The sequence below is a fragment of the Alteromonas sp. AWJ4_199 genome (assembly GCF_056159165.1).
The window spans coordinates 579826-601403 of record NZ_JBSWUR010000001.1 but is presented as its reverse complement, the minus strand read 5'-3'; the positions used below and the strand labels follow the sequence as shown (position 1 = coordinate 601403).

The window sequence follows — 21578 nt, the reverse complement described above, 5'->3', positions numbered from 1 at the left end:
TCTGGCGCTTAAATTCAAATTCGTCATAAACTTAATAAAAATTGCGCAAAAGCAGATAAAACAAGCCTTTGAGCAGTTGAATGCATGCGGTGACATACGCATAATAGCGGCCTAACGAAATGAGGAATACACCATGCGCTTGTGCGACCGCGATATCTACCAACATCTGCAAGATGGAAAAATCAAAATTGAGCCTACACCTAACTATGATCAGATTAGCGGTGTAACAGTAGATATTCGCCTTGGTAACAAATTTCGCGTATTTGAAGACCATCAAGCGCCGTTTATCGATTTAAGTGGGCCGAAAGCGCAAGTACAAGAAGCGCTGGACCACGTAATGAGCGACGAAATTGAACTAGAAGAAGGTAAAGCGTTCTTCTTGCACCCGGGCGAGTTGGCACTAGCTATAACCTACGAATCAGTAACGCTGCCAGACAATATCGTTGGTTGGTTAGATGGGCGTTCTTCACTTGCGCGTTTAGGCTTAATGGTGCACGTGACGGCGCATAGAATCGACCCAGGTTGGTCGGGCAACATTGTTCTTGAGTTTTACAACAGCGGTAAATTACCCCTAGCGCTTCGCCCTAAAATGAAAATAGGGGCACTAAGCTTTGAAGTACTTTCAGCGCCAGCTGAAAAACCTTATAACGCCAGAGTTGATGCTAAATATAAAGATCAAGCCGGTGCAGTTGCCAGCCGTATTTCGTCAGACGACGAAAGTAAGTAAAACAACCTAAAATCAACTTTTTTGGAAAAGCCTCGTGCGTTTCCCGCTAATTACTGATAGAAAATATAAGAGCAATAATTAGGGCCTAAATCGAAGGCCTTAGCACTTATAATAAAGCGATTAGTAACGGGAAGCGCAATGCACACAAACCCTGAACCTTCTTCAGATACCCTACAACGACAGCCAACACGTAAGAACAGCATTATTCTTTTCGCGTTTATCGCCTCTGTTCTTAGCGGTATGGGCTTGTGGGCTGTAAATCAGCCCAGCGAAATTATATTTACCGCCTCGATTACACTTTTCGTAGCAATACTCTGGGTAACCGAAGCGCTCCCCATTCCCGCTACCTCGCTTTTACCCTTCGCACTATTCCCGCTATTTGGTGTGTTGTCTCACAGCGAAGCCGCCTCTGCTCTCGGAAGCCACGTTATTATTCTATTAATGGCTGCTTTTATGCTTTCAAAGGGGTTGGAACGCGCCAACTTACACAAGCGGTTTGCTATTTATATGCTGCGTGTAACGGGCAGCGGCAGTCCGCTTAAACTGATACTGGGCTTTATGCTCACCACCGCCGTCCTTAGTATGTGGATTAGTAACACCGCCACGGTGTTAATGATGTTGCCAATGGCCATTGCCATTATTAATGCTGTCGATAACCCCCGATTTGGCGTGGCCCTTATTCTTGGTATTGCTTACTCAGCAAGTTTAGGCGGGGTAGGGACGCCAATTGGCACACCGCCTAATATTATCTTTATGAGCGTGTATGAAGAGACTCAAGGTATTGAATACAGCTTTATCGAATGGATGAAAACTGGCGTACCGATAGTCATTTTAGGTGTGCCTATTATGGCCTTGTGGTTGGCACGCGGAATTAAAGAAGTGGGCCACATAGATTTGCCTGTACCTAGTGCATGGACGAAGGCCGAAAAGCGTGTACTTGCCATTTTCGGTACGGTAGCAATGGCGTGGATCTTCAGACCTTTTTGGACCGCTTGGATAGGCGTGACCACTATTAGTGATAGCACCATAGCCGTTGCTGGTGTTGCCGCTATGTTTTTCACCGATAGCGGCAATGATAACGGCAAAGTAGATGCAAAAGGCAACCGCGACAAGTTGCTTGATTGGCAAACGGCAAACGATATTCCTTGGGGAATGCTGCTGCTGTTTGCTGGTGGGATTTGTATTGCGAAAGCGTTTATGTCGTCGGGTTTAAGCGTGCTGATGGGGTCGTGGTTAACAGGGCTTGCAACCTTACCTGTTTTACTGCTTGTACTAGGCATTTGCTTATTCGTAACTTTTCTAACAGAAATTACTTCTAATACCGCAACCTCTACATTGCTAATGCCGATATTGGCGGCAGCGGGGTTGGCAGTGGGCGTTGACCCTAAGTTACTAATGATTCCTGCGGCAATTAGCGCAAGTTGTGCTTTTATGTTGCCTGTAGCAACCGCACCCAATGCCATCGCCTATTCAACGGAAAAGTTCGATATAAAAACAATGGCAAGAGAAGGAATAATGCTGAACGTACTAGTGGCGTTAGTGGTAACTGCAGTGTGCTACGTTACTTTGACCTGATATCAAAAAAACGGCAACTAGGTGTTTTAATGCAGAAATTTGCAAAGATGGTTAGCAATTGAGCGCTTAAACAGGCTTATTGCTAATTCTCGTTGCATTGTGAACAAATATGAGTAGTATTACTCGCTCTTTCGGTCGGTGTGTAGCGCAGCCTGGTAGCGCACTGTCATGGGGTGTCAGGGGTCGGAGGTTCAAATCCTCTCACACCGACCAACTTCCCTCTCACCCTTGAGTGGCTTGACTTACAAGCGTTTCCTCTCTAAAAGTATCCATGAATCAAATAACCTAGCTGGGTCACCTTTTGGGTCACTTATAGTTTCTATTGTTGGGCTCTACCCCATAAACGGGGGATCAGCATTCACCTTACACGATTGATAACACCATCCCATCCGCAATGGGTCATCACTCTTATTCGATAATTTTCAAAGTTTCTAAAACCATACGCTCTTCTCGATATCATTTCCATTTTGTTGTGGAAGCCTTCAGTGATCCCGTTGTTTCGTGTAAAGCGCCACATGGCGATGATAGGTTGCAACCACGAAGTTAAGGTTTTGGCCAGTGTACGAAGTGGACTGTGATGTAACTGTTCAAGCAAGTCTAAGAACCTCGGTAATGTCTGCTCCATTCGTTTTTCATTCATAGTCTTTAACAGCATATACCTGATGAGCTTCTGTTTGACCTCATACAGTGTTTTTAACACCGGATAGTCAGCTAAGTAGCGTTGTAGGTTGTTGTTATTCTCCTCGCTTAAATGCCATTGATGTCGTCGCATCAAACTAAGTAAACCCCGATTCTTACGTCCTTCAGGGTGGTGTTGCTGCCACGCTTTTAAGAAGTGATGGTTTATCAAGCGCACCACATGAAAACGGTCAGCGACTATCGTAGCATTAGGGAAATAGCGTTTGGCAATACCACGATAGGTTTCCGATAAGTCCATCGCGATGAGCTTAACGTTCTCTTTATTGGGAAGGTGGCGTAAGTACGAGCGTAAACTTAATTCAGAACGTCCCAGTTTTACATCAAACACACTACGATGTCGTAAATCTACAAACGTCGTCGCATAACCCTTCTTACGGGTAAAAAAGTGTTCATCTATCCCCAGCATCTCTGGGCAGGGGCGACTGATAATCTCTTTATATTTTTGGCTGATGTGTGATTGGTACCAACGCTCTACCGTAGTGGGACTAATGCGATGTGTGCGTGAGATACCACGCTGCGTAACACCACCGTGGTGCGCTTCAAAGACTTCTAAGCGAAAGCACTCCGACGCCCGATAGCGTGGCCGGATCCCAACAAAAGGGTGCCTGAAATAACGACCACAGCATCGACAGTGATACTTAGGTACCTTTAAATGTAGTGTTAGCACCTGATTACCTTGGCGCGTGTGCTTCACAGTACGCTTATGTGTGGCTTTTATGCGTAAATGTCGACTCTCACAATGTTTGCATAGCGGCTTTTTAGTGGGCTTTGCCCACACTTCAATAAAATCATGTCGATGAACACGTTCTATTTCTAACTCACTTATGCCTAAAATAGTACCTGCGTGGGACATCTGTACTCTCCATTAAATGATTCTTCGCAAAATCAGTTTAATGAATGCGGATGTCCCCCGTTAATGATGAAGAGCCAAAAGACAATCTTCAAGCCAGTCGCAACTCTCCTCTTGACCAAACACGAAGACAACGCACAGGCTCTGCTGGTGGCTCTTACGACTAATTCACTGTACCAGCAGGGTATACTTTGATCAGCACAGCAGTGGATTTAAGTAAAATTAAGCCTCAAAGCAAAATGTTGCATACTGAATCTTTTGAGGTTAAATTTTAAACAGTAAACGGAATTTTAAATCTCTAAAAATGGAATTCATTCGTATGAAATTCACACTTTATTTTATATGTTATATGACGTTGTTCGGCTGTATGAATTTAGAGGTAACTCAGTTACCTACAACTGACTATCAAGCAAACGTTAGCGCAGAGCCGGTCGTTCAAATAGATACTTCAGAAGGTCAACAATTAACATTAATGCTGAGAGAATTACTATACCCACCAGAGATAAAACAACTTTCCGCAATGTATGGCCTCGATAACCTCGATGAAAAAACGACAGAGTCAAAAAGAGATATTTCAGGGGCAGCCTACGACATTTCGGACTTTACGCTTATGCATACTGATGTTTGGCAAGAAGCTATTCTGAAGGGTAAGCTTGTCGAAACAGGTTTGCTTGTTTTGGGCAGCGCGTTTTTTCTCGATAGTATGAAAAGCCAACGAACACCACCCAAAAAAGTGTCAGGTTTTTATTTGGAAGGATTTGATGAGAATGCTGGCGAAGAAGGTATGGCTGCATTGACAGATTCGCTTGCCCGAAAATCAGTAGATGCGCTAGTTCATCATTTCGAATCCCTAGGATACGAATTGGACGGCATTATTATCTGCGATAAAGAGTTGGACCTTGTATTAAAACAGTCTTTTCAGTCTAGAAGTTTGTCAAACAAAGGAGGCTGTCCCCAAGAAAAATCCATTGAGAATGTAAACCTTGTTAAGTCTGTTTTTTATCAGTTTCTTTTTAAAATTTCAGACAATAACGATGTTAGAAGTATGGAATATTTTTGGCCTAATAAAGTTATAGCCGAAGTGTACTACGATACTTTGCAAATAAAGCGTTCTTCTATCGATAATTCTTTTTTTGTCTATTCAAAACCAAATGAGTGGCAGTTTAATTTGTATCATTCACCTTCTGGTCTTACAGAAGAAGCATTTTCAAATTATCAGGGATTTAGGAGGAATGCTGGTACTGATTTCTATCGTGCATTTCATTATACGTTGACAGAAAAAGTACCAGGTTATTTTTCATTTTACAGGGAAATACCGAATAAAAAGTACCACCTTGCAGAAGGTCTTTACAAAGGTCGCTTGTACAGAGTCAAAGAACGCCTTACTGAAGATGCATCTGTTATTGAAGGGCGTATTGATGAATTTAAGAAAAATAATATATTTATGCGCGATAGCGAATTATCAGCCAATAAGGATATATTTTATTAATCCGTTCATTTGTTTCTCAATTTGTGGGGCTGCTATTAAATCCAAAAATCGACTCTAAAACCAATTCAGCACTCTCAATCTGCGGGTAATGCCCTATATCAACAAGTTCAACTACGTCAGCATTGGGTATAAGTTCCCTATATCTTTCTACCATATGCGCACCAGAAATGGGGTCTGCCATGCCTGCGGTTAGTCGAACCGGCACGTCAGCATTTTGAAGGGCGCCTACCCAACGCTCTCTGTATTGCTTGCGCTGTTTCATATAGTCCAAAAGCAAGTGCATGTGTTTGTGGCCATCGTTTTCGGTAATAAGCGCCCAAAAATCATTGATGTCTTGGTCTGAAGGAGGCGTGTTTGGGCCAAAAATGTTGTGCATGCTTTTTCGAATCGCTTTTTTGCTTAGAAAAGGAATAAGCAGCCCGCCAATAGGGGAAAGTAATAGCTTTTGAATGGGTAATGCTTGATGGGTTTCAGGAAAAAGGCCGCCATTTAGCAAATGCATCGACTCCATACGAAACACGAGGTTACCTTCTAACTGACGAGCCATTAACTCCTGCGCAACGGTATCACCGTAATCGTGAGACATTACGTGAGCATGCGTGATTTGAAGATGCTCCGTTAAGGCTTCTATCACCGTGGCTTGTTCTTTTATTTTGTATTTTTTGGGGGCTTTGGTGCTAAAACCAAACCCCAACATATCGAGTGTTACGCAGTGAAATTTCTTTGTAAGTGAAGGCCATAACTTAACCCAGTCGAAACTCGCAGTAGGGTACCCATGAATTAACAACAGCACAGGCCCGTTGCCTTGGGCTTTGTAGAAAATTTGCTGATTGTTAACGCTTAGGAATTGGCCTGAACTACGCCATTGTGAAAGTTGCATTACGACATGCCCTTATTATTGTTTTATCCTTAGCTTGCCTTGTGTAAGGTTTTTGAACTGTCGTAAGCACGACATTTAAACCATGGCGCGCTTTTAAATTTATCTTGGGAAGATAAATGGTTTATACAGGAACAACTGCACTAGCTTTCAACGGGTATACAAACTGTAATTGTGGTTCCTTCACCAGGCGACGATACCAAATCAATCTCACCGTTAAATTTCTGTCGAACAAGATTGTATAAAATATTTAGGCCTAAACCCGTGCCACCTTTATCGCGGGCCGTTGTATAAAAAGGTTCAAACACTTTTTTATGAAGTTCTGCAGGAATACCTTTACCGTTGTCTTGAACGCTTATTACAATACCTTTTTCATTTTTGCCGCAGGTTACGGCAACTTTATTCACTTCATTATTTACTGATGGACCAAAGGCGTGACGCTGAGCGTTCGATATTAAATTCGTTAATAGTTGAGCGATAATGCCCGGACATGTCGTGATAACTAAATCAGAGGGCACATCAATGCTAAGCTCGATTTGCTCTTTGCGTAGCATGGGTTTTAATGGGTTACAAACCCGCGGTATGTATTCATCCAGCGCGATTTCTTCAATTTCCAGCGATGTTTGGTCCGCAGAGGTTCGCTTAAAGTCTTGAACTAGGTTCGCGGCCCGCATTAAGCTGGCTTCCGCTAGTGATAAACCCTCAGAACATATCTCTTCAAAGTCTTTAAAACCCTCTTCTGTTAACTCGCCATTCTCGAAATCTTGATAAATACTTTTGAGCTCTTCCTTGCAGTTACTTACCGAGGTCAGTGCAATGCCCAATGGCGTATTAACTTCGTGAGCAATACCTGCTACCAAGTTGCCTAAGGCTGCCATTTTTTCTGATTCAACAAGCTTTTCTTGGGCAGCCTCAAGTTCGGCAGTGCGATCTATGACTTTTTGTTCAAGATTCTGGTTTGCTTCTATAAGCTGTTGCTCATAGTCAGCACGCTCGTTAGCACTTACCGCACGCCCGTAAAGATCGGCAAGCGATGCAGCAAAAACCATTTCATCGTCAAGCCATTGTCGAGCCTTGCCCTGGTGCTCACAACATATTATCCCAATCATCTTTCCGCGGTGGCGAATAGGCACATCCAGCATAGAGCTTATACCCAGAGGCGTTAAATACACTTCAGCAAACTCAAAAGTTGCAACATCGGTTATCGCATCGTGGGCAGCAATTGTTCTACCTGAGTCGAGCGCTTCAAAATAGTGGGGAAAATCCTTTCGGGTTAGCACTAAGCTCTCGTTATCGAGATCGTTTCCTTTGTCTATAAGTAGTGTGCATTGCACTAGCGTTTGGTTTTCGTCATATAACCAAATGCCTGCCCGAGTAATTTCCAAGCCTTCGCACATAGAGTTGATAATAAGTCTTGAAGCAACATCCAGTTCGCCTTTATCAATGTCAGGGCTTTGGCTAACGCGCAGTAAAATTAACTCTAACTTCTCTTTCATTCATCTTCGTCCGGTTCTGTTGCACGGATTTCTAATATTCTGTCGAAGTGCTCTAGCATTACATGGGTAATTAACGGGTCGAATTGTTTACCTGCATTCTCTTGAAGATAAGCTTTAACCTCATCAACGCTCCATGCAGGTTTGTAGCACCGTTTGGATAGAAGGGCGTCGACAACGTCAACAATCGCCATAATACGGCCTTCCACTGGTATATTGTCGCCAGCCAAGCCGTCAGGGTAGCCTTTACCGTCCCAGCGTTCGTGGTGCGTTTTGGCAATAATTGCGCCCATTTTGGCGACAATCCGGTCAGAATCTGCAAGTAGTTCGTAACCTTTTTGAGCGTGGGTTTTCATAATTTCCCACTCATCGGGATCGAGTTTCCCGGGTTTATGCAATATGGTTTCGGGTATGCTAATTTTACCTACATCATGAAGGGCTGCAGAGTAGCGGATGGTTTCAATAAACTCTTTGCTCATATGCAGCTTTTCAGCAAGAAACTCTGTCATTAGGATAACGCGTCTTACGTGCCCCCCGGTTTCTTTACTGCGCATTTCAATGGCATCGCTAAGCACCATGATCAGTTCTTTCTGCGTTTTTTGTATATCTTCTTTTTGTGTAAGGTTTTGGAAAATTACCGCCACGTTAGATGCAAACATTTCTAATGTCTTTCGTTGCATTTCATCTAGAGGCTGGTCGAGTTTAACGTATAAAATATTATGGCTGTCTTCACCAGTGGGGTAATAACCAATAAATACGTTATCGCTTTGGAAGTGCGCTTTTTTGGCCAGAACGCTTTTAACTTGTTCTTCAATCGATTCGGGAATACGGGTCGAAATACCGGGTTCACAAAGTCCAACAAGGTCTCCGCTTGCACCTAAAACTGTCATGCTGGTGTCGCCATACAAATCGGTGTGCTGTGTTGAAAGGTAAAGCACTGAGTTGTTTAAATTAAGAAGGGTGAGCGTTTGTTTCAGAACAGCGGTACCAAATTGCGCTAGTGACTGACTTGCTAAGACAGAGGATGATGATTTCAGTACATCTTCCATACCCCGTTTGCCTTTTTCGATAGTTTGTATATCGCGATAAGAGCGAATCGCCGTATAAACGCATGATTTTAACTTTAGCGAGGAGAGTTCTGTCTTGGCTTTATAGTCATTAATGTCATAACGTCTAATAACATCCTCTTCAGGGGCTTGCCCTGGCTGGCCTGTTCGCAATATTAATCGAGTGACGTGATTTTTGAGATCGTTGCGAATAGCATCTACTAGCTTTAAGCCGGCATCGTCGGTTTCCATTACTACATCAACAAACGCAAGTGCGATATCAGGATTAGCTTTCAAAAGCGCTAAGCCTTCTTCTCCACTGTGAGCTGATAAAAACTCTACACCACGCTTTTCAAAACTAAACTTGCGAAGCGTTAATTTGGTAACTTCGTGGACGCCTTCTTCATCATCGATAATGGCTATTTTCCATGGGGCTAAACGAGGGGTGTTTTGTTCAATTTTTGACTTTTTGAATAACGACATACACAGCGCTAAAAACATTTGTATGGTTTAAACGTAAGCCACAAAATACAATATCGCAAATTTGCGAGATAAGATTTGTTCTAAAGTTGAATGGTGTGGATTTGTTGACAAAACTCTACTGTTGGATTACCGAGATAGGATTGAACCAATAAAGGTTTGTTGACATTGCCCGGCTGCGAACCAAGTTGATACCCGCAATAGATACCAACTTGGAGATATAGTTTAAATCACTAGAAGCAGGTTTAGTTGTCTTCAATAGGTGTATTTTCGGTAATAGGTACCGTGTTTACATCAGTGTCCAAGCTTTTTACTGCATTTTGTACGCCTGCAGCGTATTCTGGATGAACTTTTTCTAACACAGCGTACCAGCGTTCTTTAACGCTATCAGAGCATGGGCCCATAGCTGCAGCATAGTTTTTATAAAGCCGTTCTTTTTGTTTATCAGAAAACATCTCGTACAGCTTACGCGGCTGCACATAATCGACATCAACATCATCTTGATGATATCTGTCGGCATCTCCGTCGATGCGAAGCGGCGGCTCTTTCACTGAAAAGTCAGCAACTGGGCCTTCATGTTGGTTTGGCTCATAATAAGCATCTGGGTTACCGAAATCATTGGTAAAGAAACGCATAGCGCCGTCTTTATGGTAGTGGTTTACTTTGCTATTTTTTGGCGCATTCGCAGGTAGTGCTTCATAGTGCGTGCCCAAGCGGTAGCGGTGAGCGTCGGCATACGAAAAGATACGCGCTTGAAGCATTTTGTCGGGACTAAAGCCAATGCCTGGCACAACATTCGACGGGCTGAATGCTGCGTTTTCAATCATTTGAAAATAGTTTTCTGGATTTTTGTTCATTTCTAACTCGCCGACTTCTATCAGAGGGTAATCGTCGTGCGGCCAAACCTTGGTTAGGTCAAAAGGGTTATAGCTTTGCTGTCCGGCTTCCTCTTCTGGCATAGCCTGAATGTACATCTTCCATTTAGGAAAGTTACCTTCTTCTATGGCGTTGTACAGCTCTTCCTGATATTTCTCACGGGTACTACCAATGATCTTTTCAGAGGTCTCATTGGTGTAATTTTTAATGCCTTGTTGAGTTTTAAAATGAAATTTCACCCAGTGACGTTTGCCTTCTTTATTCCACATGCTAAAGGTGTGGCTGCCATAGCCATTCATGTGCATTGGCGACACTGGGATGCCGCGATCAGACATTAAAATAGTGACTTGATGAACGCTTTCTGGCTGTGCGGCCCAAAAGTCGAACATAGCTTCCGGCGAGCGTAGATTTGTTTTCGGGTGACGTTTTTGCGTGCGGATAAAGTCAGGGAATTTGTATCCATCGCGAATGAAGAAGATAGGGGTGTTGTTACCTACCATGTCCCAGTTGCCTTGCTCAGTGTAAAACTTCAGGCTAAAGCCGCGTACATCACGTTCGGTATCAGCAGCACCAGACTCGCCCGCTACCGTAGACCAGCGACTAAGTACTTCAGTTTGCTTACCAACTTCTGAGAATAAATCGGCGCAAGTGTAATCGGTAATGTCGTGAGTGACCGTAAATGTGCCTTGTGCTCCCCAGCCTTTGGCGTGTACCACGCGCTCTGGAATTCGTTCACGATTCTGGTGGGCTAACTTTTCAATGAGTTGATAATCTTGTAAGAGTGCGGGGCCGCGCTCTCCCGCTGTTGTTGTGGTCTCATTACTTACTACAGGGGCACCTGCCGAGGTGGTTAACTGCGGTTTCTTAGCCATTTTAAAACTCCTTTCACATGCTTCTTTTAAAAGCCAAACTTCCATAAACATCATGTGTGCCTGACTCATGAATTGCTTTTGCTACGGCTTACTGTATGAAAGGGTTTACTAACTTCTATATATAACTATAAAAACAAACAATCTGAATTTGTAGATAACGCTATTGAAGCAATTACTTCCCCTGTTTACTCTATTTTTACATATTGATAGCTATTCAACACCTTAGGGAAGTTCATGAATTTTGCAGAGTTTGCGGCATCTAGAAAAAGCGTTCGCGGGTTTACAAAACAACCAGTTACCCAAGAAACGGTAGATAAAATAATTAATGCGGCCAAATGGGCACCGTCTTCATACAACACGCAAACATGGAAAATACACGCAGTAACAGGCGACGTGTTAGACAAGATTCGCGAGGGCAACACCAAAAACACATTGGAGGGTAAGCCTCACGTTCGAGACTTTCCCTACAAAGAAAACTACGAGGGTATTCATCGTCAGCGTCAAATTGATGTAGCTATACAATTATTCAATGTAATGGGCATAGCCCGTGAAGACAAAGAAAAGCGTATGGGTTGGATGATGCGAGGCTTTAGGCAATTTGATGCGCCGGTATCTCTTGTGCTTACTTACGACAAGTCTTTAGAGCCTGCGGGCATAACACAGTTTGGCTTGGGTTCTTTGGCCTACGGTATTGTTCTCGCAGCGTGGGATTTAGGGCTTGGTTGCGTAATAAATGGGCAGGGCATAATGCAGTCAGAAGTGGTACATAAGTACGCTAACATCCCTGATGATGAAGCCATTATGATTTGTATAGCACTAGGCTATCCAGACCCTGATTTTCCAGCAAACGACGTTCGATCGACCCGCGCCGATAACGAAGAGTTTGTGACGTATCACGGGTTTTAAACAATGAATTTACCCAGTTAGATGGCATTTCAACCGGCCTTTTATTTTTAATGTAAGGCGCTAAGAACAGTGATTGAAGCAAAATGTGGCAAAGCCTTACAAAGCGTAAGATTGCGATGCGATAAGTGCTTCAATCTGTTTTTCGGGAACAGGTTTACTCCAATAGAAACCTTGTCCAACGTCACATCCCATTTCCTCTAATCTTCTGAGCGCTGCTTCATGTTCAATTCCTTCTGCAACAGTCACCATTCCCAAACTTTCCGCAATATTGATGATTGCTGAAACCAATGGAACATCGTTTTCGTCAAGACCTAATGTGTTAATAAAAATTCGGTCTATTTTAAGCTTGTGCGCATTGAATTTACGCAGGTAATTTAAATTGGAATAACCCGTGCCAAAGTCGTCGATAGCAAATTGAACACCAAGATTTTTTATTTTTTCAAGCTGCTCAGAAATACTTCCGTTTTCGTCAGCGAGAATTGATTCGGTAAGCTCAAGTTCTAAAAATTGGGGATTAAGTTGTGTTAAATCTAGTGCGCGCTTTACAATGCTGGGAAGGGTTCCATCTTTAAACTGTGCGAATGACAAGTTAACGGCAACCGATATTTCACTGTGTCCATTGCGATGCAGTTTAGCGCAGAAAAGGCATGCTTGAATTAGTACCCATTCACCTAATGGGTTGATGAGCCCGCTACTTTCTGCCAATGGAATAAACTTATCGGGAAACACTAGTGACCCATCTTCTTGTGGCCAGCGCACTAATGCTTCAATCGAACAAATCTGGCCAGACTTTAAATCAATCAGGGGCTGGTAATACACTTCAAATTGGTTGGCAAGAACAGCAGGTCGTAGCCGCTGAATCAGCGAAAACTTTTCATCGCTTTCTTCGTCAAACTTCACATCGTAAAATTCAAAGCGGTTTCTACCATTTCGCTTGGCCTCATACATGGCTACATCTGCTTTTCTACATAGCTGTTTGAACTTGGCTCCGTCCTTTGGTGCTACTGCTACGCCAATTGAGGCTGAAACCACTATGTTAGTTTGAAATACTTCAAACTCAGAAGAGCACCACTCAATTAAACGCTCGCACAAGGTTTCTATGTGCTTGCGGTCAGTAATGTTTGCGGCAAGCACAATAAACTCGTCACCACCGAATCGAATAAGACATTCATCGTTAGAAAGCTTCTCATTTATTAATTGAGAAATATGCTGTAAGAAACGGTCTCCAGCGGAGTGACCTAGCGCATCATTTACAGGTTTGAAATTATCTAAGTCGATAAAAGCTAGCGCCAAATGCAATCCATTAGCTTCGCTTTGCGTTAGTTTTTCGTTAAATAAGCGTTCTCCCAAGAGCCTATTGGGTAAGTTTGTCAGTGGGTCATGGTGAGCTAAGTACTGGATATGCTCTCTATTTTTCTTAACCTTTGTGTATTCAAGTTGCAGTGATGTCATAAGCCGACGAATATCCTGCACAAGTATGAACACACAGAACCCTGTGATCACAAAAATGATCATAATAAAAGTTAAATGAGACCACGTTAATTTAGGCGTATTGGGCGTAATGACGCCTTTCATAACGAGCCATGTAAGGATAATACATTGCACTAATACGAGAGATAACACCGTGCCAAATAGCCCAATGCCGCCGAGTAGAGCCGCAAAAATAATAATGGCTGGATAGCCAAGCATCGCGATATCGAAAGTGCCTGCACCTGTTGCTGATAGGGCAAACAGCATAGACGAAAGGGCGACTAAAAGTAGGTAACTGCTGGCGACAACAAAATGTTTGTAAGCGAGTATTGCCGCAGTGAACATTGCTGCTAACGCTACGAGCATTATATCGAAGGTGATGTCTCTAGCAGCGAATAATGAGATAAACAGCCCAAAGCATGTCACTGTACTTATTTGAGTAACGCGATGCCTTCTAATTGTTATCAGGTCATCTGTGTCTAAAGATGGGGAAAGTATTTTGCCAGCCTTCATTCGCTAAGTTTTTGAAGTAAGTAAATGTCAACTTTAAACTTAACCTTATAAAAAGCAAGTGTATATAAGTCTATGTATTACGCCGTAAATTAGAGCGAATAATGTATGGAGTTAAAGAAAGACAGTAAAACGCTCTGTTTTACTGTCTAAATCGGGGGGCTACCTCTCGTCAGACGGCGCGTAGCGCTCCAACCAGTGTGCGTATGGCGCGGGCATTACCCAAGACGGTTTCTCAACGCCAAGCTGTTTTGCAGCAAAGTAAGTCCAATGTGGGTTGGTAAGGTGCATTCTGCCTACCATTACTACATCGAGCTGTTCATTTTTAACGGTATCGTTTGCGAGTTCCGGTGTATCTACACCCCAAGCGGTAGCTACGGGTATACCAGCTTCATCGCGAACGCGTTCAGCAATAGGTGCTAAGAAAGCGGGTCCCCATGGGATGTTCGCATCGGGTGTGTTGAAACCTACGCTAACACTTACAAAATCAGCGCCAATTTCTTTGAACTGCTTTATAAGCTCAATAGATTCGTTAAGCGTCTGTTCGTCGTTACCATCATATTCAATAACGCCAAAGCGAATTGTAAGCGGGAGATTATCAGGCCACACTGCTCGCACTGCACTGAGTGTTTCTAACAAGAAGCGACCGCGGCCTTGGGCGTCGCCACCGTATTCGTCGGTGCGCTTGTTGGCGTGTTTAGAGAAAAAGCTTTGAGCTAGATAACCGTGAGCAAAGTGAAGTTCAAGCCATTCATAGCCAGCTTCAAGGGCTCGCTCTGCGCCTTTTACAAAATCATTCTTTACACGTTCAATGTCGGCTTTAGACATTTCCGTTGGGGTAACAGGTAAATGTGCACCAAATGCTTCAGCAGAAGTGCCAATAGGTTGCCAACCTTTTTCTTCGGTAGGCTGGATATGATCATCGCCTTCCCAAGGGCGGTTAGCACTGGCTTTGCGACCGGCATGAGCTATTTGAATACCTGCTACAGCGCCTTGGCTTTTTATGCGATCAGCGATGTTTTTCAAGCCGTCTACGTGTTCGTCTTTCCAAATGCCAAGGCAGTTTGGCGTAATTCGACCCTCTGGTGAAACGGCAGTGGCTTCAACAATAACAAGCCCTGCACCGCCTCGTGCAAATGATTGGTAGTTAGCTTCATGCCACTGATTAGTAAAACCGTTTTCGGCTGAGTACTGACACATAGGGGGTACGGCAATTCGATTGCGAAGGGTCACGTCTTTCAAAGAAAATTGTTCAAATAAAGCAGTCATATTTCTCTCTTTCAATATTGAGAATAGCTAGCACCCAACCTAGCATTGGGTGCTATTATTTTTAGGCATGTGCGCTTCTGGTCACATGAGGAATCGGGCTTATGCCGCTAACGTAAGAATCTCGCGCGCCTTAGCAAGGTCGATGTCTCCATGCTCACCCAGTGCGGTAAGGCCATTTCTCTCTAGGTTGGCGATAAGCCCATCAATTGCAGACTTTTCTATGTCATAGTCTGATAGTCGGGTTTTCACCTGCATGGTTTCAAAAAAGTCCTGTACGGCTTTAATGGTCAAGTCGATAGCCTTTTCTTTGTCATCTTCTTTAATACCGAAAACGCGCTCGCCTAGTTGAAGGATTTTTTCCTGCTTTTTGTCGCGCTGAACAAACATAAGCGAAGGCAACACAATGGCTAAAGTTGCAGCGTGATCTAAACCATGTAGTGCTGTTAGTTCGTGACCAATCATGTGAGTACCCCAGTCTTGTGGTACACCTTTACCGATTAAACCGTTAAGCGCCATAGTTGCTGACCACATTACATTTGCACGAACGTCGTAGTCTTCAGGTGTTGCGAGGGCTTTAGGTCCTTCTTGAATTAGGGTTTGCAAAATACCTTCTGCAAAACGGTCTTGAAGCGGCGCATTTACTGGGTAAGTTAAGTACTGCTCAATGACATGTACGAATGCATCGACCACACCATTAGAAACCTGACGAGGCGGTAGTGAATACGTGAACTCAGGGTCGAGCACAGCAAATACAGGCTGTACTGTTTCCGATGAAAACGCGCGTTTTTGTGACGTTTCTTTTCTGTTTACTACCGAGTTGCCGTTACTCTCAGAGCCTGTTGCTGGCAATGTAAGCACTGCGCCAATAGGTAGCGGGTTTTCAAACGCGGCGCCTTTAACAAGTATGTCCCACGGATCGCCTTCAAAGTTAGCGGCTGCAGCAACAAACTTAGCGCCGTCGATAACACTTCCGCCGCCCACAGCAAGAATAAAGTTCACATTGTTTTCGCGAGCTACACTCACCGCTTTCATAAGCGTTTCAAATTCTGGGTTGGGTTCAACGCCCTGAAACTCAATAACTTCTGCGCCTTCTAGCGCGGTATTTACTTTGTCGTAAATACCATTTTTCTTAATTGAACCGCCGCCGTATAGAAAGAGGACTTTTGCTTGTTCTGGCAAACGTGAAGACACTTCACTTAGTTGACCTTTTCCGAATAAGATTTCGGTTTGATTTTTAAATGTAAAATTAAGCATTTCGTTGCCTGTCCTTAATTAGATTGTGAGTTTAGCTGCTGTAAAAGTTTTTCAGCCAGCAGTTCATCGGAAAATGGGTTTTGGCCTGTAATCAGTTCACGGTCTACTACTACATTAGGCGCCCACATTTCTTTGTATTACATGTTTCCACCCGCTTGCGCCATTGCGTCAGCTGGGTAGTACAATAAAGCTGACTTTTCTAAGGTGCTTTCAAAATATTCTTCTTCCGGCGTCGAGAAGATTGTCATTTTGTAGCCTTCATAAATCCAACTGTCAGATGTGGCTTGCTCACCTGATTTCAATGCCAGTTCGAATGCCTTTGGGTTAGATTGCCCAGAAAGTAGGGCGATTGGTCCATGGCAGATTGCAGCAGTGGGTTTTCCTTCATTATGAAAGTGGTACAAAATCTCGCCTACTTGAGGGTTGTTTGCTAAGTCGATAAGTGGCGCGTGCCCACCTGGAATGAATACACCCTCAAACTCATCAAGCCCTTGTGCAATAACTTCGCTTAGTGACAATGTTTCGTTAATACCATCTATCGACGCAACAAAAGTTTGAATATCTCGCATTTGTGATTCGCCGCCATCAAAATATTGTGGAATAACGGACTTTTTATCTACTGCAGGCGCATTACCTTTTGGTGTGGCCAATACTAGCTTGTAGCCGGCATCTACCAATGCCTTTGCCGGCACGCCAAACTCGTTAAGGTAGTAACCTGTAGGCTCTGTTTTGCCCTTTGCCAACTGCATTACATTTTCGCTTGAAAGTAAAACAAGCACTTCGCCTTTACTTGCTTTTGATGAAAGAGCGTCTGCGGCATAAGCCGACTGTGATAACCCAGCGATAATGGCAAGTGATAGAATTGATGATGATTTTTTCATGTGCTTTTCCTGTCGCATTTGAAAGTGTATGCATCTTAGAGTTGTTGGTTTAAAAGCAGAAGTCAGATAAATTATGGTGAGTCATCATAAATCTGATGGGTGGAGAATTATGTCTTACCTAACGCAGCTAAAAACCTTTGTAGAAGTTTATCGAAGCGGCAACATAACACGTGCAGCAGCGCGGCTTCATATGTCTCAGCCAGCAGTAACCTCACATATTCAGGCAATGGAACATATTGTCGGTAAAGAATTGTTTGTGCGAAAAGCTAGAGGCGTAGAGCCAACGGCGATTGCTGATGATTTAGCGCTACAGGTAGCTAGCCACATAGATACATTGGAACAAAAAGTAGCGTCTATCCGAAGCCGAGCATCAACGGATCACGGCACCTTACACTTAGCAGGGCCTGCGGAATATTTGAGTTTTGTTGCGGGCCCAGCGCTCGCAAACTTACTACAAGCTGACAAGGTAAATTTGGTTATTCATACTGGAAATAAAAATAACACCTATCAATTGTTGGAAGATGATATCGCTGAACTTGCCATCACCGCATCTGAGCCAACAGACGCTATGTATGAATATCAGATGTTAGATAAAGAGCGTTTGATATTGGTGATGAACCGAGTCCAAGGTAAATTACTTGCTGATAAAGAGATAACGGCGTCATTATTGAATCAGCACAAAGTTGTGAGCTATGACGAGCAACTACCGCTTATTCGCCGGTATTTCTCAGAAGTGTTCAATGCACCATGCGAGTCACCTGTAGCTTCAATATGTCCAGATATTCGTGCGATTAGCAGCATTATCAAAGCAGGGATAGGCTATTCGGTATTACCTGATTACCTTTGCAAAGAAGCGATTGCTAAAGGTGAGCTCGTCTCACTTGGAAAAAGTGGGCCTGAAAACGAGATTTACTTGGTATGGAAGAAAGGTGCGCTGCGACACCCTAGAGTAGACTTTGCAAAAGACGTTATAATGGCATTCGCAAATATTAACTATCTATCTGGCTATCCCGACTAGCTATTTTGTTCAGTGCGCCAGACAAAAAGTCATGTCGCACTGAACTAAAAAAGCTGATGGGGATGTTGAAATTAAAATGTACCAACAACCTTAACTTGGCCGTCGACTTTGCTCTCATCGATAAAGCCAATTGTATTTGGATTAGTCGCAACTAACTTTAACATTTCGTCTTCTGTTGCAATCATTTCAGGTGGGGTGCCACGGCCGGTAAACACAAGCTTCGACCAAAATGCAGAGTATTGAGATTCTGATTTTCCTAACACACTGTTGTTAAAAGCGTCTCTAACAGTATTGCCTTGCTCAAATGTCAGTGGGATTGCACGAGTGCCGTCGGGGAACGATTTTGCTTTTCCTAAGTAAATCTTTTTTACTGTGTCGATATCTATACCTGTGTTGTTGCTGGCATTAACGATTACGGCGGTACCCGCATAAAGTGGTGCCGATAGAATAAAAAACAGAGCTGCAATTATCTTCATTGAATATTACCTTCAATCGTCACTCTGCAAACTGAGTTTACCTGCTTATTTATAGTCCAGTGCAGAGTCGTGGTTACCATAGGGCACATCACCCTCCCTAAATTATAACCAAGATTTGTAATTTGTCGCACTTCAACAAAAGATGAATTTTACAATAAGGAGCACACATACACTTATGGCTAAACCCAATGCAAAAGGACCAGTTAGAACCGTTCAGATATTTTGTGCCAAATGTCGGGAGCAACTGCTTAAATACCGAAAAGGTGGAAAGGGCGCGTTGGTGAAATGCTTCAAAGAACGCATTGTTGAAGACTACACAAATGAAGAAGGGATTTGCCCCTCTTGTAATGCACAGTTTGCTAGGAGTGCAATGATACGTGGCGCTCCCGCGCTTAAAATAGTGGGCGGTAAAGTGCATTTGAAGTGAGATTGTGAGATTGTGACAAGGTTTCAAAAAAGGTGTCGTAACGTACAAGTAAGTTACTATTTTTGTTTTTTCGGAAATTTTTCAAAAATTAATCGTTTGGGCAATTTGCACTGCCACAAAAATTGCCTAAATTTATAAAGTAGCGCGTAAGCCCGTTAGAACGAAAAGGCTAGCGTGTAGGGTATGGACCAAAAGTCAAAGGAGTGAGTTATTACCTAACTGTTAACCTGAGAAGCTGCATGTCCATTCAAAGAAAATTTCTGTTCTCGGTGTCTGCAGTCATTGCGTTGTTCGCACTGATTGTAGCAATTATCACTGTGGTCACTACGTCGTCGTCCATTTCTGAGCTTGTTAAAGAGCAGAAGAAAAACACTGCCGATCGCTTAGTCAACATTCTAACCGTGACCGACGCCATTATGCTTGAGCGAGTGAAAAGCAGTATGGCGCTTCTGAAGCAGCGAGGAGAAGCCTTGGGGGTCCCCAATCAAGGCGACTATATCACTGTAAAAGCAACACAGGCACTAGAGTTAAGTCTGGGGAATGTTCCGCAAGCGAACGATTTTGAATTAGTTGACGGACTGACCAAACTAATGGGAGGTACAGCAACGCTTTTCAGCAAAACCGGTGATGATTATATTCGGGTAAGCACAAACGTCATTAAAAATGGTGAGCGAGCAATTGGCACTAAATTAGCGCCGTCGGGAAAGGCGATTCAGAAAATAAATCAACAGCAAGCTTACTACGGTGCAGTGGATATTCTAGGTAGTCCCTATCTGACAGGTTATGAGCCTATGTTCGACGCAAGCGGGCAAGTGATAGGTATATGGTATGTGGGATATTCAGCAGACCTTAACGTTCTAGAGCAAGCGATAAAACAAAGTCATGTTTTAGAGGATGGATTCGTAGCGCTACGAGATGCAAAGGGTAACATTCGCATGCATTCATCGCATGTTACCGATGCACAAGTCACCGAAGCGTTAAATCAAAACGAAGATTGGATTGTGGAAGTGGTGCCTTTTTCTAAATGGGGCTATGACATCATATTAGCTGCGTCAGCTTCCGAGAAAGCAGCGATGGTGAGCAATTCAGTGATATCCTTAGTGCTTAAAATTGTGTTGGCCAGCGCGGGTATTTTGCTCACTGTTTGGTTATTGGTGAAATATATCGTTGGAAAACCACTTGATGAGTTTATTGGTGTAGTCAACAACCTTTCAACGGGGGAGGGCGATCTTACTTTTCGCTTTGAGGCAAACCGTAGTGACGAGTTTGGTACCATGGCTAACGCTTTTAATGGTTTACTTACTCAACTACAACAAACACTTCAAAGCGTGGATGAAGCCACTGATAATATGTTGGCAAAATCAGAAGCGCTAAATACTACAGCAATGAGTTCTAAGGAGAGCGTTTCGAAGCTTAGTCAAGAAACCGAATCTATAGACAACGCGATCACGTTGATGCAGCAAAATGCGCAAAGTGTCTCTACTACTATAAGAAGCTCGAGTGACGCAGCTAGTGCTGCTGATACAGATACAAGAAATAGCGTAAGCGTTTTGTCTGACACTATCAAAGATATCCAATCGCAAGCAAATGACGTCGACGCATCGGTACAAGTAATAACCGAATTGGCACAGGCCAGCGAGGAAATTAGTGGCGTTATGGAAGTTATTAGAAACATTGCAGAACAAACCAATTTACTTGCACTAAATGCGGCAATTGAAGCGGCCAGAGCAGGCGAACAGGGTCGGGGCTTCGCTGTGGTTGCCGATGAGGTGCGTTCACTAGCTAGTCGTACGCAGGCTTCAACGGAAGAAATTCGCATTATGATAGAAAGGCTACAGCAAGGAAGCCGTATTGCTTCTGAAAAAATGCAGCTGAACAAGGAAACCGCGTTTAAGACGGTGGAAACCACTAAGCACGCAGGTGAGTCGTTAAACCAAGCGCTAGAAGCTGTCGCTAGAATCACCGCGCTAAATGAAAACGCCGCTAATCTGGCAGAAGGACAAACTACAGTTGCTGCCGATGTAAATAGAGGGGTAAGCAGTATTCAGCAGGTAGGCCGGGCCAATACCAACTACGCTAAAGAGGTCGTTGATAATTGTGAAGCGTTAGTGCAGCAAATAAAAACCATGCAAATGCAATTGCGTCGCTATCGGTTCTAAATTTCCTTTCGAAGGAAAAACCATTAATCGTAGAAAACGCTGTAAAAATTGTTTTCCTTTAAACTGGTAAGCAACAAAGAGGCATTATTAATCAAAGTAAAGTCAGAGTGTCAAATGTCCATTACATAACTAAAGGGTGCTTAATAAGCGCTCTTTTTTTGTGCATTTAATTTGTAACATGCACAAAGTCAAAGCATGAAAATGTTTCAAAACTGAAACATTTT

The 21578-nt window shown here is 43.4% G+C and carries 16 protein-coding genes, 1 tRNA gene and 1 pseudogene; 8 read left to right on the top strand and 10 right to left on the bottom strand.

Annotation, left to right across the window (positions count from 1 at the left end; translation table 11 throughout):
* The first annotated feature begins 133 nt into the window (after window positions 1–133).
* From dcd to ACXAER_RS02655, 3 genes are all read left to right on the top strand, one after another.
* On the top strand, window positions 134–727 hold the full coding sequence (gene dcd / locus ACXAER_RS02665) for a dCTP deaminase (protein ID WP_461851985.1): 594 nt from the start codon (window positions 134–136) through the stop codon (window positions 725–727).
* Between the two features lie 138 nt (window positions 728–865).
* Window positions 866–2302: an SLC13 family permease gene (locus ACXAER_RS02660; RefSeq protein WP_474826333.1), complete on the top strand. Its 1437-nt coding sequence runs from the start codon at window positions 866–868 to the stop codon at window positions 2300–2302.
* A gap of 136 nt (window positions 2303–2438) precedes the next feature.
* Window positions 2439–2515 (top strand) — tRNA-Pro (locus ACXAER_RS02655).
* A 145-nt stretch (window positions 2516–2660) separates the two neighbouring features.
* On the opposite strand, the gene ACXAER_RS02650 is transcribed toward ACXAER_RS02655, so the two are convergent.
* Entirely contained in the window at window positions 2661–3854 is a 1194-nt protein-coding gene (locus ACXAER_RS02650; RefSeq protein ID WP_474825753.1) for an ISL3 family transposase, read from the bottom strand.
* 316 nt (window positions 3855–4170) lie between these two features.
* Here ACXAER_RS02650 and ACXAER_RS02645 point away from each other — a divergent pair, with 316 nt between their 5' ends.
* Window positions 4171–5340, top strand: coding sequence for a hypothetical protein (locus ACXAER_RS02645; RefSeq protein ID WP_474826331.1), 1170 nt, complete (start codon window positions 4171–4173; stop codon window positions 5338–5340).
* Between the two features lie 16 nt (window positions 5341–5356).
* Here the strand turns inward: ACXAER_RS02645 and ACXAER_RS02640 are convergent, their stop codons facing one another.
* The 4 genes from ACXAER_RS02640 to ACXAER_RS02625 form a co-directional block, all read right to left on the bottom strand.
* On the bottom strand, window positions 5357–6220 hold the full coding sequence (locus ACXAER_RS02640; RefSeq protein ID WP_474826329.1) for an alpha/beta fold hydrolase: 864 nt from the start codon (window positions 6218–6220) through the stop codon (window positions 5357–5359).
* 140 nt (window positions 6221–6360) lie between these two features.
* On the bottom strand, window positions 6361–7713 hold the full coding sequence (locus tag ACXAER_RS02635; RefSeq protein WP_474826327.1) for a sensor histidine kinase: 1353 nt from the start codon (window positions 7711–7713) through the stop codon (window positions 6361–6363).
* A complete protein-coding gene (locus ACXAER_RS02630) occupies window positions 7710–9239 on the bottom strand; it encodes a DUF3369 domain-containing protein (RefSeq protein WP_474826325.1) in 1530 nt (509 codons plus the stop codon). The genes ACXAER_RS02635 and ACXAER_RS02630 overlap by 4 nt, the downstream gene beginning before the upstream one ends.
* 242 nt (window positions 9240–9481) lie before the next feature.
* The gene (locus tag ACXAER_RS02625; protein ID WP_474826323.1) at window positions 9482–10984 is read right to left on the bottom strand and encodes a catalase; all 1503 of its coding nucleotides are present in this window, start codon (window positions 10982–10984) and stop codon (window positions 9482–9484) included.
* Between the two features lie 234 nt (window positions 10985–11218).
* Between ACXAER_RS02625 and ACXAER_RS02620 the strand changes: the two genes are divergently transcribed.
* On the top strand, window positions 11219–11890 hold the full coding sequence (locus tag ACXAER_RS02620) for a nitroreductase (protein WP_474826321.1): 672 nt from the start codon (window positions 11219–11221) through the stop codon (window positions 11888–11890).
* A 96-nt stretch (window positions 11891–11986) separates the two neighbouring features.
* Here the strand turns inward: ACXAER_RS02620 and ACXAER_RS02615 are convergent, their stop codons facing one another.
* From ACXAER_RS02615 to ACXAER_RS02600, 4 genes and pseudogenes are all read right to left on the bottom strand, one after another.
* A complete protein-coding gene (locus ACXAER_RS02615) occupies window positions 11987–13873 on the bottom strand; it encodes a putative bifunctional diguanylate cyclase/phosphodiesterase (RefSeq protein ID WP_474826319.1) in 1887 nt (628 codons plus the stop codon).
* A gap of 159 nt (window positions 13874–14032) precedes the next feature.
* Window positions 14033–15139, bottom strand: coding sequence for an NADH:flavin oxidoreductase/NADH oxidase (locus tag ACXAER_RS02610; RefSeq protein WP_474826317.1), 1107 nt, complete (start codon window positions 15137–15139; stop codon window positions 14033–14035).
* Between the two features lie 99 nt (window positions 15140–15238).
* On the bottom strand, window positions 15239–16393 hold the full coding sequence (locus tag ACXAER_RS02605; protein WP_474826315.1) for an iron-containing alcohol dehydrogenase: 1155 nt from the start codon (window positions 16391–16393) through the stop codon (window positions 15239–15241).
* Window positions 16394–16407: 14 nt separating this feature from the next.
* Window positions 16408–17274: pseudogene (locus ACXAER_RS02600) on the bottom strand (type 1 glutamine amidotransferase domain-containing protein).
* Window positions 17275–17383: 109 nt separating this feature from the next.
* On the opposite strand from ACXAER_RS02600, the gene ACXAER_RS02595 reads away from it, so the two are divergent.
* Window positions 17384–18292, top strand: coding sequence for a LysR family transcriptional regulator (locus tag ACXAER_RS02595; protein ID WP_474826313.1), 909 nt, complete (start codon window positions 17384–17386; stop codon window positions 18290–18292).
* Between the two features lie 71 nt (window positions 18293–18363).
* On the opposite strand, the gene ACXAER_RS02590 is transcribed toward ACXAER_RS02595, so the two are convergent.
* The gene (locus tag ACXAER_RS02590) at window positions 18364–18768 is read right to left on the bottom strand and encodes a type 2 periplasmic-binding domain-containing protein (RefSeq protein ID WP_474826311.1); all 405 of its coding nucleotides are present in this window, start codon (window positions 18766–18768) and stop codon (window positions 18364–18366) included.
* 175 nt (window positions 18769–18943) lie between these two features.
* Here ACXAER_RS02590 and ACXAER_RS02585 point away from each other — a divergent pair, with 175 nt between their 5' ends.
* Window positions 18944–19195, top strand: coding sequence for a hypothetical protein (locus tag ACXAER_RS02585; RefSeq protein ID WP_474826309.1), 252 nt, complete (start codon window positions 18944–18946; stop codon window positions 19193–19195).
* A 239-nt stretch (window positions 19196–19434) separates the two neighbouring features.
* Window positions 19435–21354 carry a methyl-accepting chemotaxis protein gene (locus tag ACXAER_RS02580; RefSeq protein ID WP_474826307.1) on the top strand — a complete coding sequence of 640 codons (1920 nt, stop codon included), beginning with the start codon at window positions 19435–19437 and terminating at the stop codon, window positions 21352–21354.
* The last annotated feature ends 224 nt before the right edge of the window (window positions 21355–21578 follow it).

Coding starts and splice junctions, on each gene's coding strand:
- ACXAER_RS02630 (WP_474826325.1), bottom strand. CDS start 9,239: ATGTCGTTATTCAAAAAGTCAAAAATTGAACAAAACACCCCTCGTTTA.
- ACXAER_RS02660 (WP_474826333.1), top strand. CDS start 866: ATGCACACAAACCCTGAACCTTCTTCAGATACCCTACAACGACAGCCA.
- ACXAER_RS02580 (WP_474826307.1), top strand. CDS start 19,435: ATGTCCATTCAAAGAAAATTTCTGTTCTCGGTGTCTGCAGTCATTGCG.
- ACXAER_RS02590 (WP_474826311.1), bottom strand. CDS start 18,768: ATGAAGATAATTGCAGCTCTGTTTTTTATTCTATCGGCACCACTTTAT.
- ACXAER_RS02610 (WP_474826317.1), bottom strand. CDS start 15,139: ATGACTGCTTTATTTGAACAATTTTCTTTGAAAGACGTGACCCTTCGC.
- ACXAER_RS02620 (WP_474826321.1), top strand. CDS start 11,219: ATGAATTTTGCAGAGTTTGCGGCATCTAGAAAAAGCGTTCGCGGGTTT.
- ACXAER_RS02625 (WP_474826323.1), bottom strand. CDS start 10,984: ATGGCTAAGAAACCGCAGTTAACCACCTCGGCAGGTGCCCCTGTAGTA.
- ACXAER_RS02595 (WP_474826313.1), top strand. CDS start 17,384: ATGTCTTACCTAACGCAGCTAAAAACCTTTGTAGAAGTTTATCGAAGC.
- ACXAER_RS02605 (WP_474826315.1), bottom strand. CDS start 16,393: ATGCTTAATTTTACATTTAAAAATCAAACCGAAATCTTATTCGGAAAA.
- ACXAER_RS02645 (WP_474826331.1), top strand. CDS start 4,171: ATGAAATTCACACTTTATTTTATATGTTATATGACGTTGTTCGGCTGT.
- ACXAER_RS02640 (WP_474826329.1), bottom strand. CDS start 6,220: ATGCAACTTTCACAATGGCGTAGTTCAGGCCAATTCCTAAGCGTTAAC.
- ACXAER_RS02585 (WP_474826309.1), top strand. CDS start 18,944: ATGGCTAAACCCAATGCAAAAGGACCAGTTAGAACCGTTCAGATATTT.
- ACXAER_RS02615 (WP_474826319.1), bottom strand. CDS start 13,873: ATGAAGGCTGGCAAAATACTTTCCCCATCTTTAGACACAGATGACCTG.
- ACXAER_RS02635 (WP_474826327.1), bottom strand. CDS start 7,713: ATGAAAGAGAAGTTAGAGTTAATTTTACTGCGCGTTAGCCAAAGCCCT.
- dcd (WP_461851985.1), top strand. CDS start 134: ATGCGCTTGTGCGACCGCGATATCTACCAACATCTGCAAGATGGAAAA.
- ACXAER_RS02650 (WP_474825753.1), bottom strand. CDS start 3,854: ATGTCCCACGCAGGTACTATTTTAGGCATAAGTGAGTTAGAAATAGAA.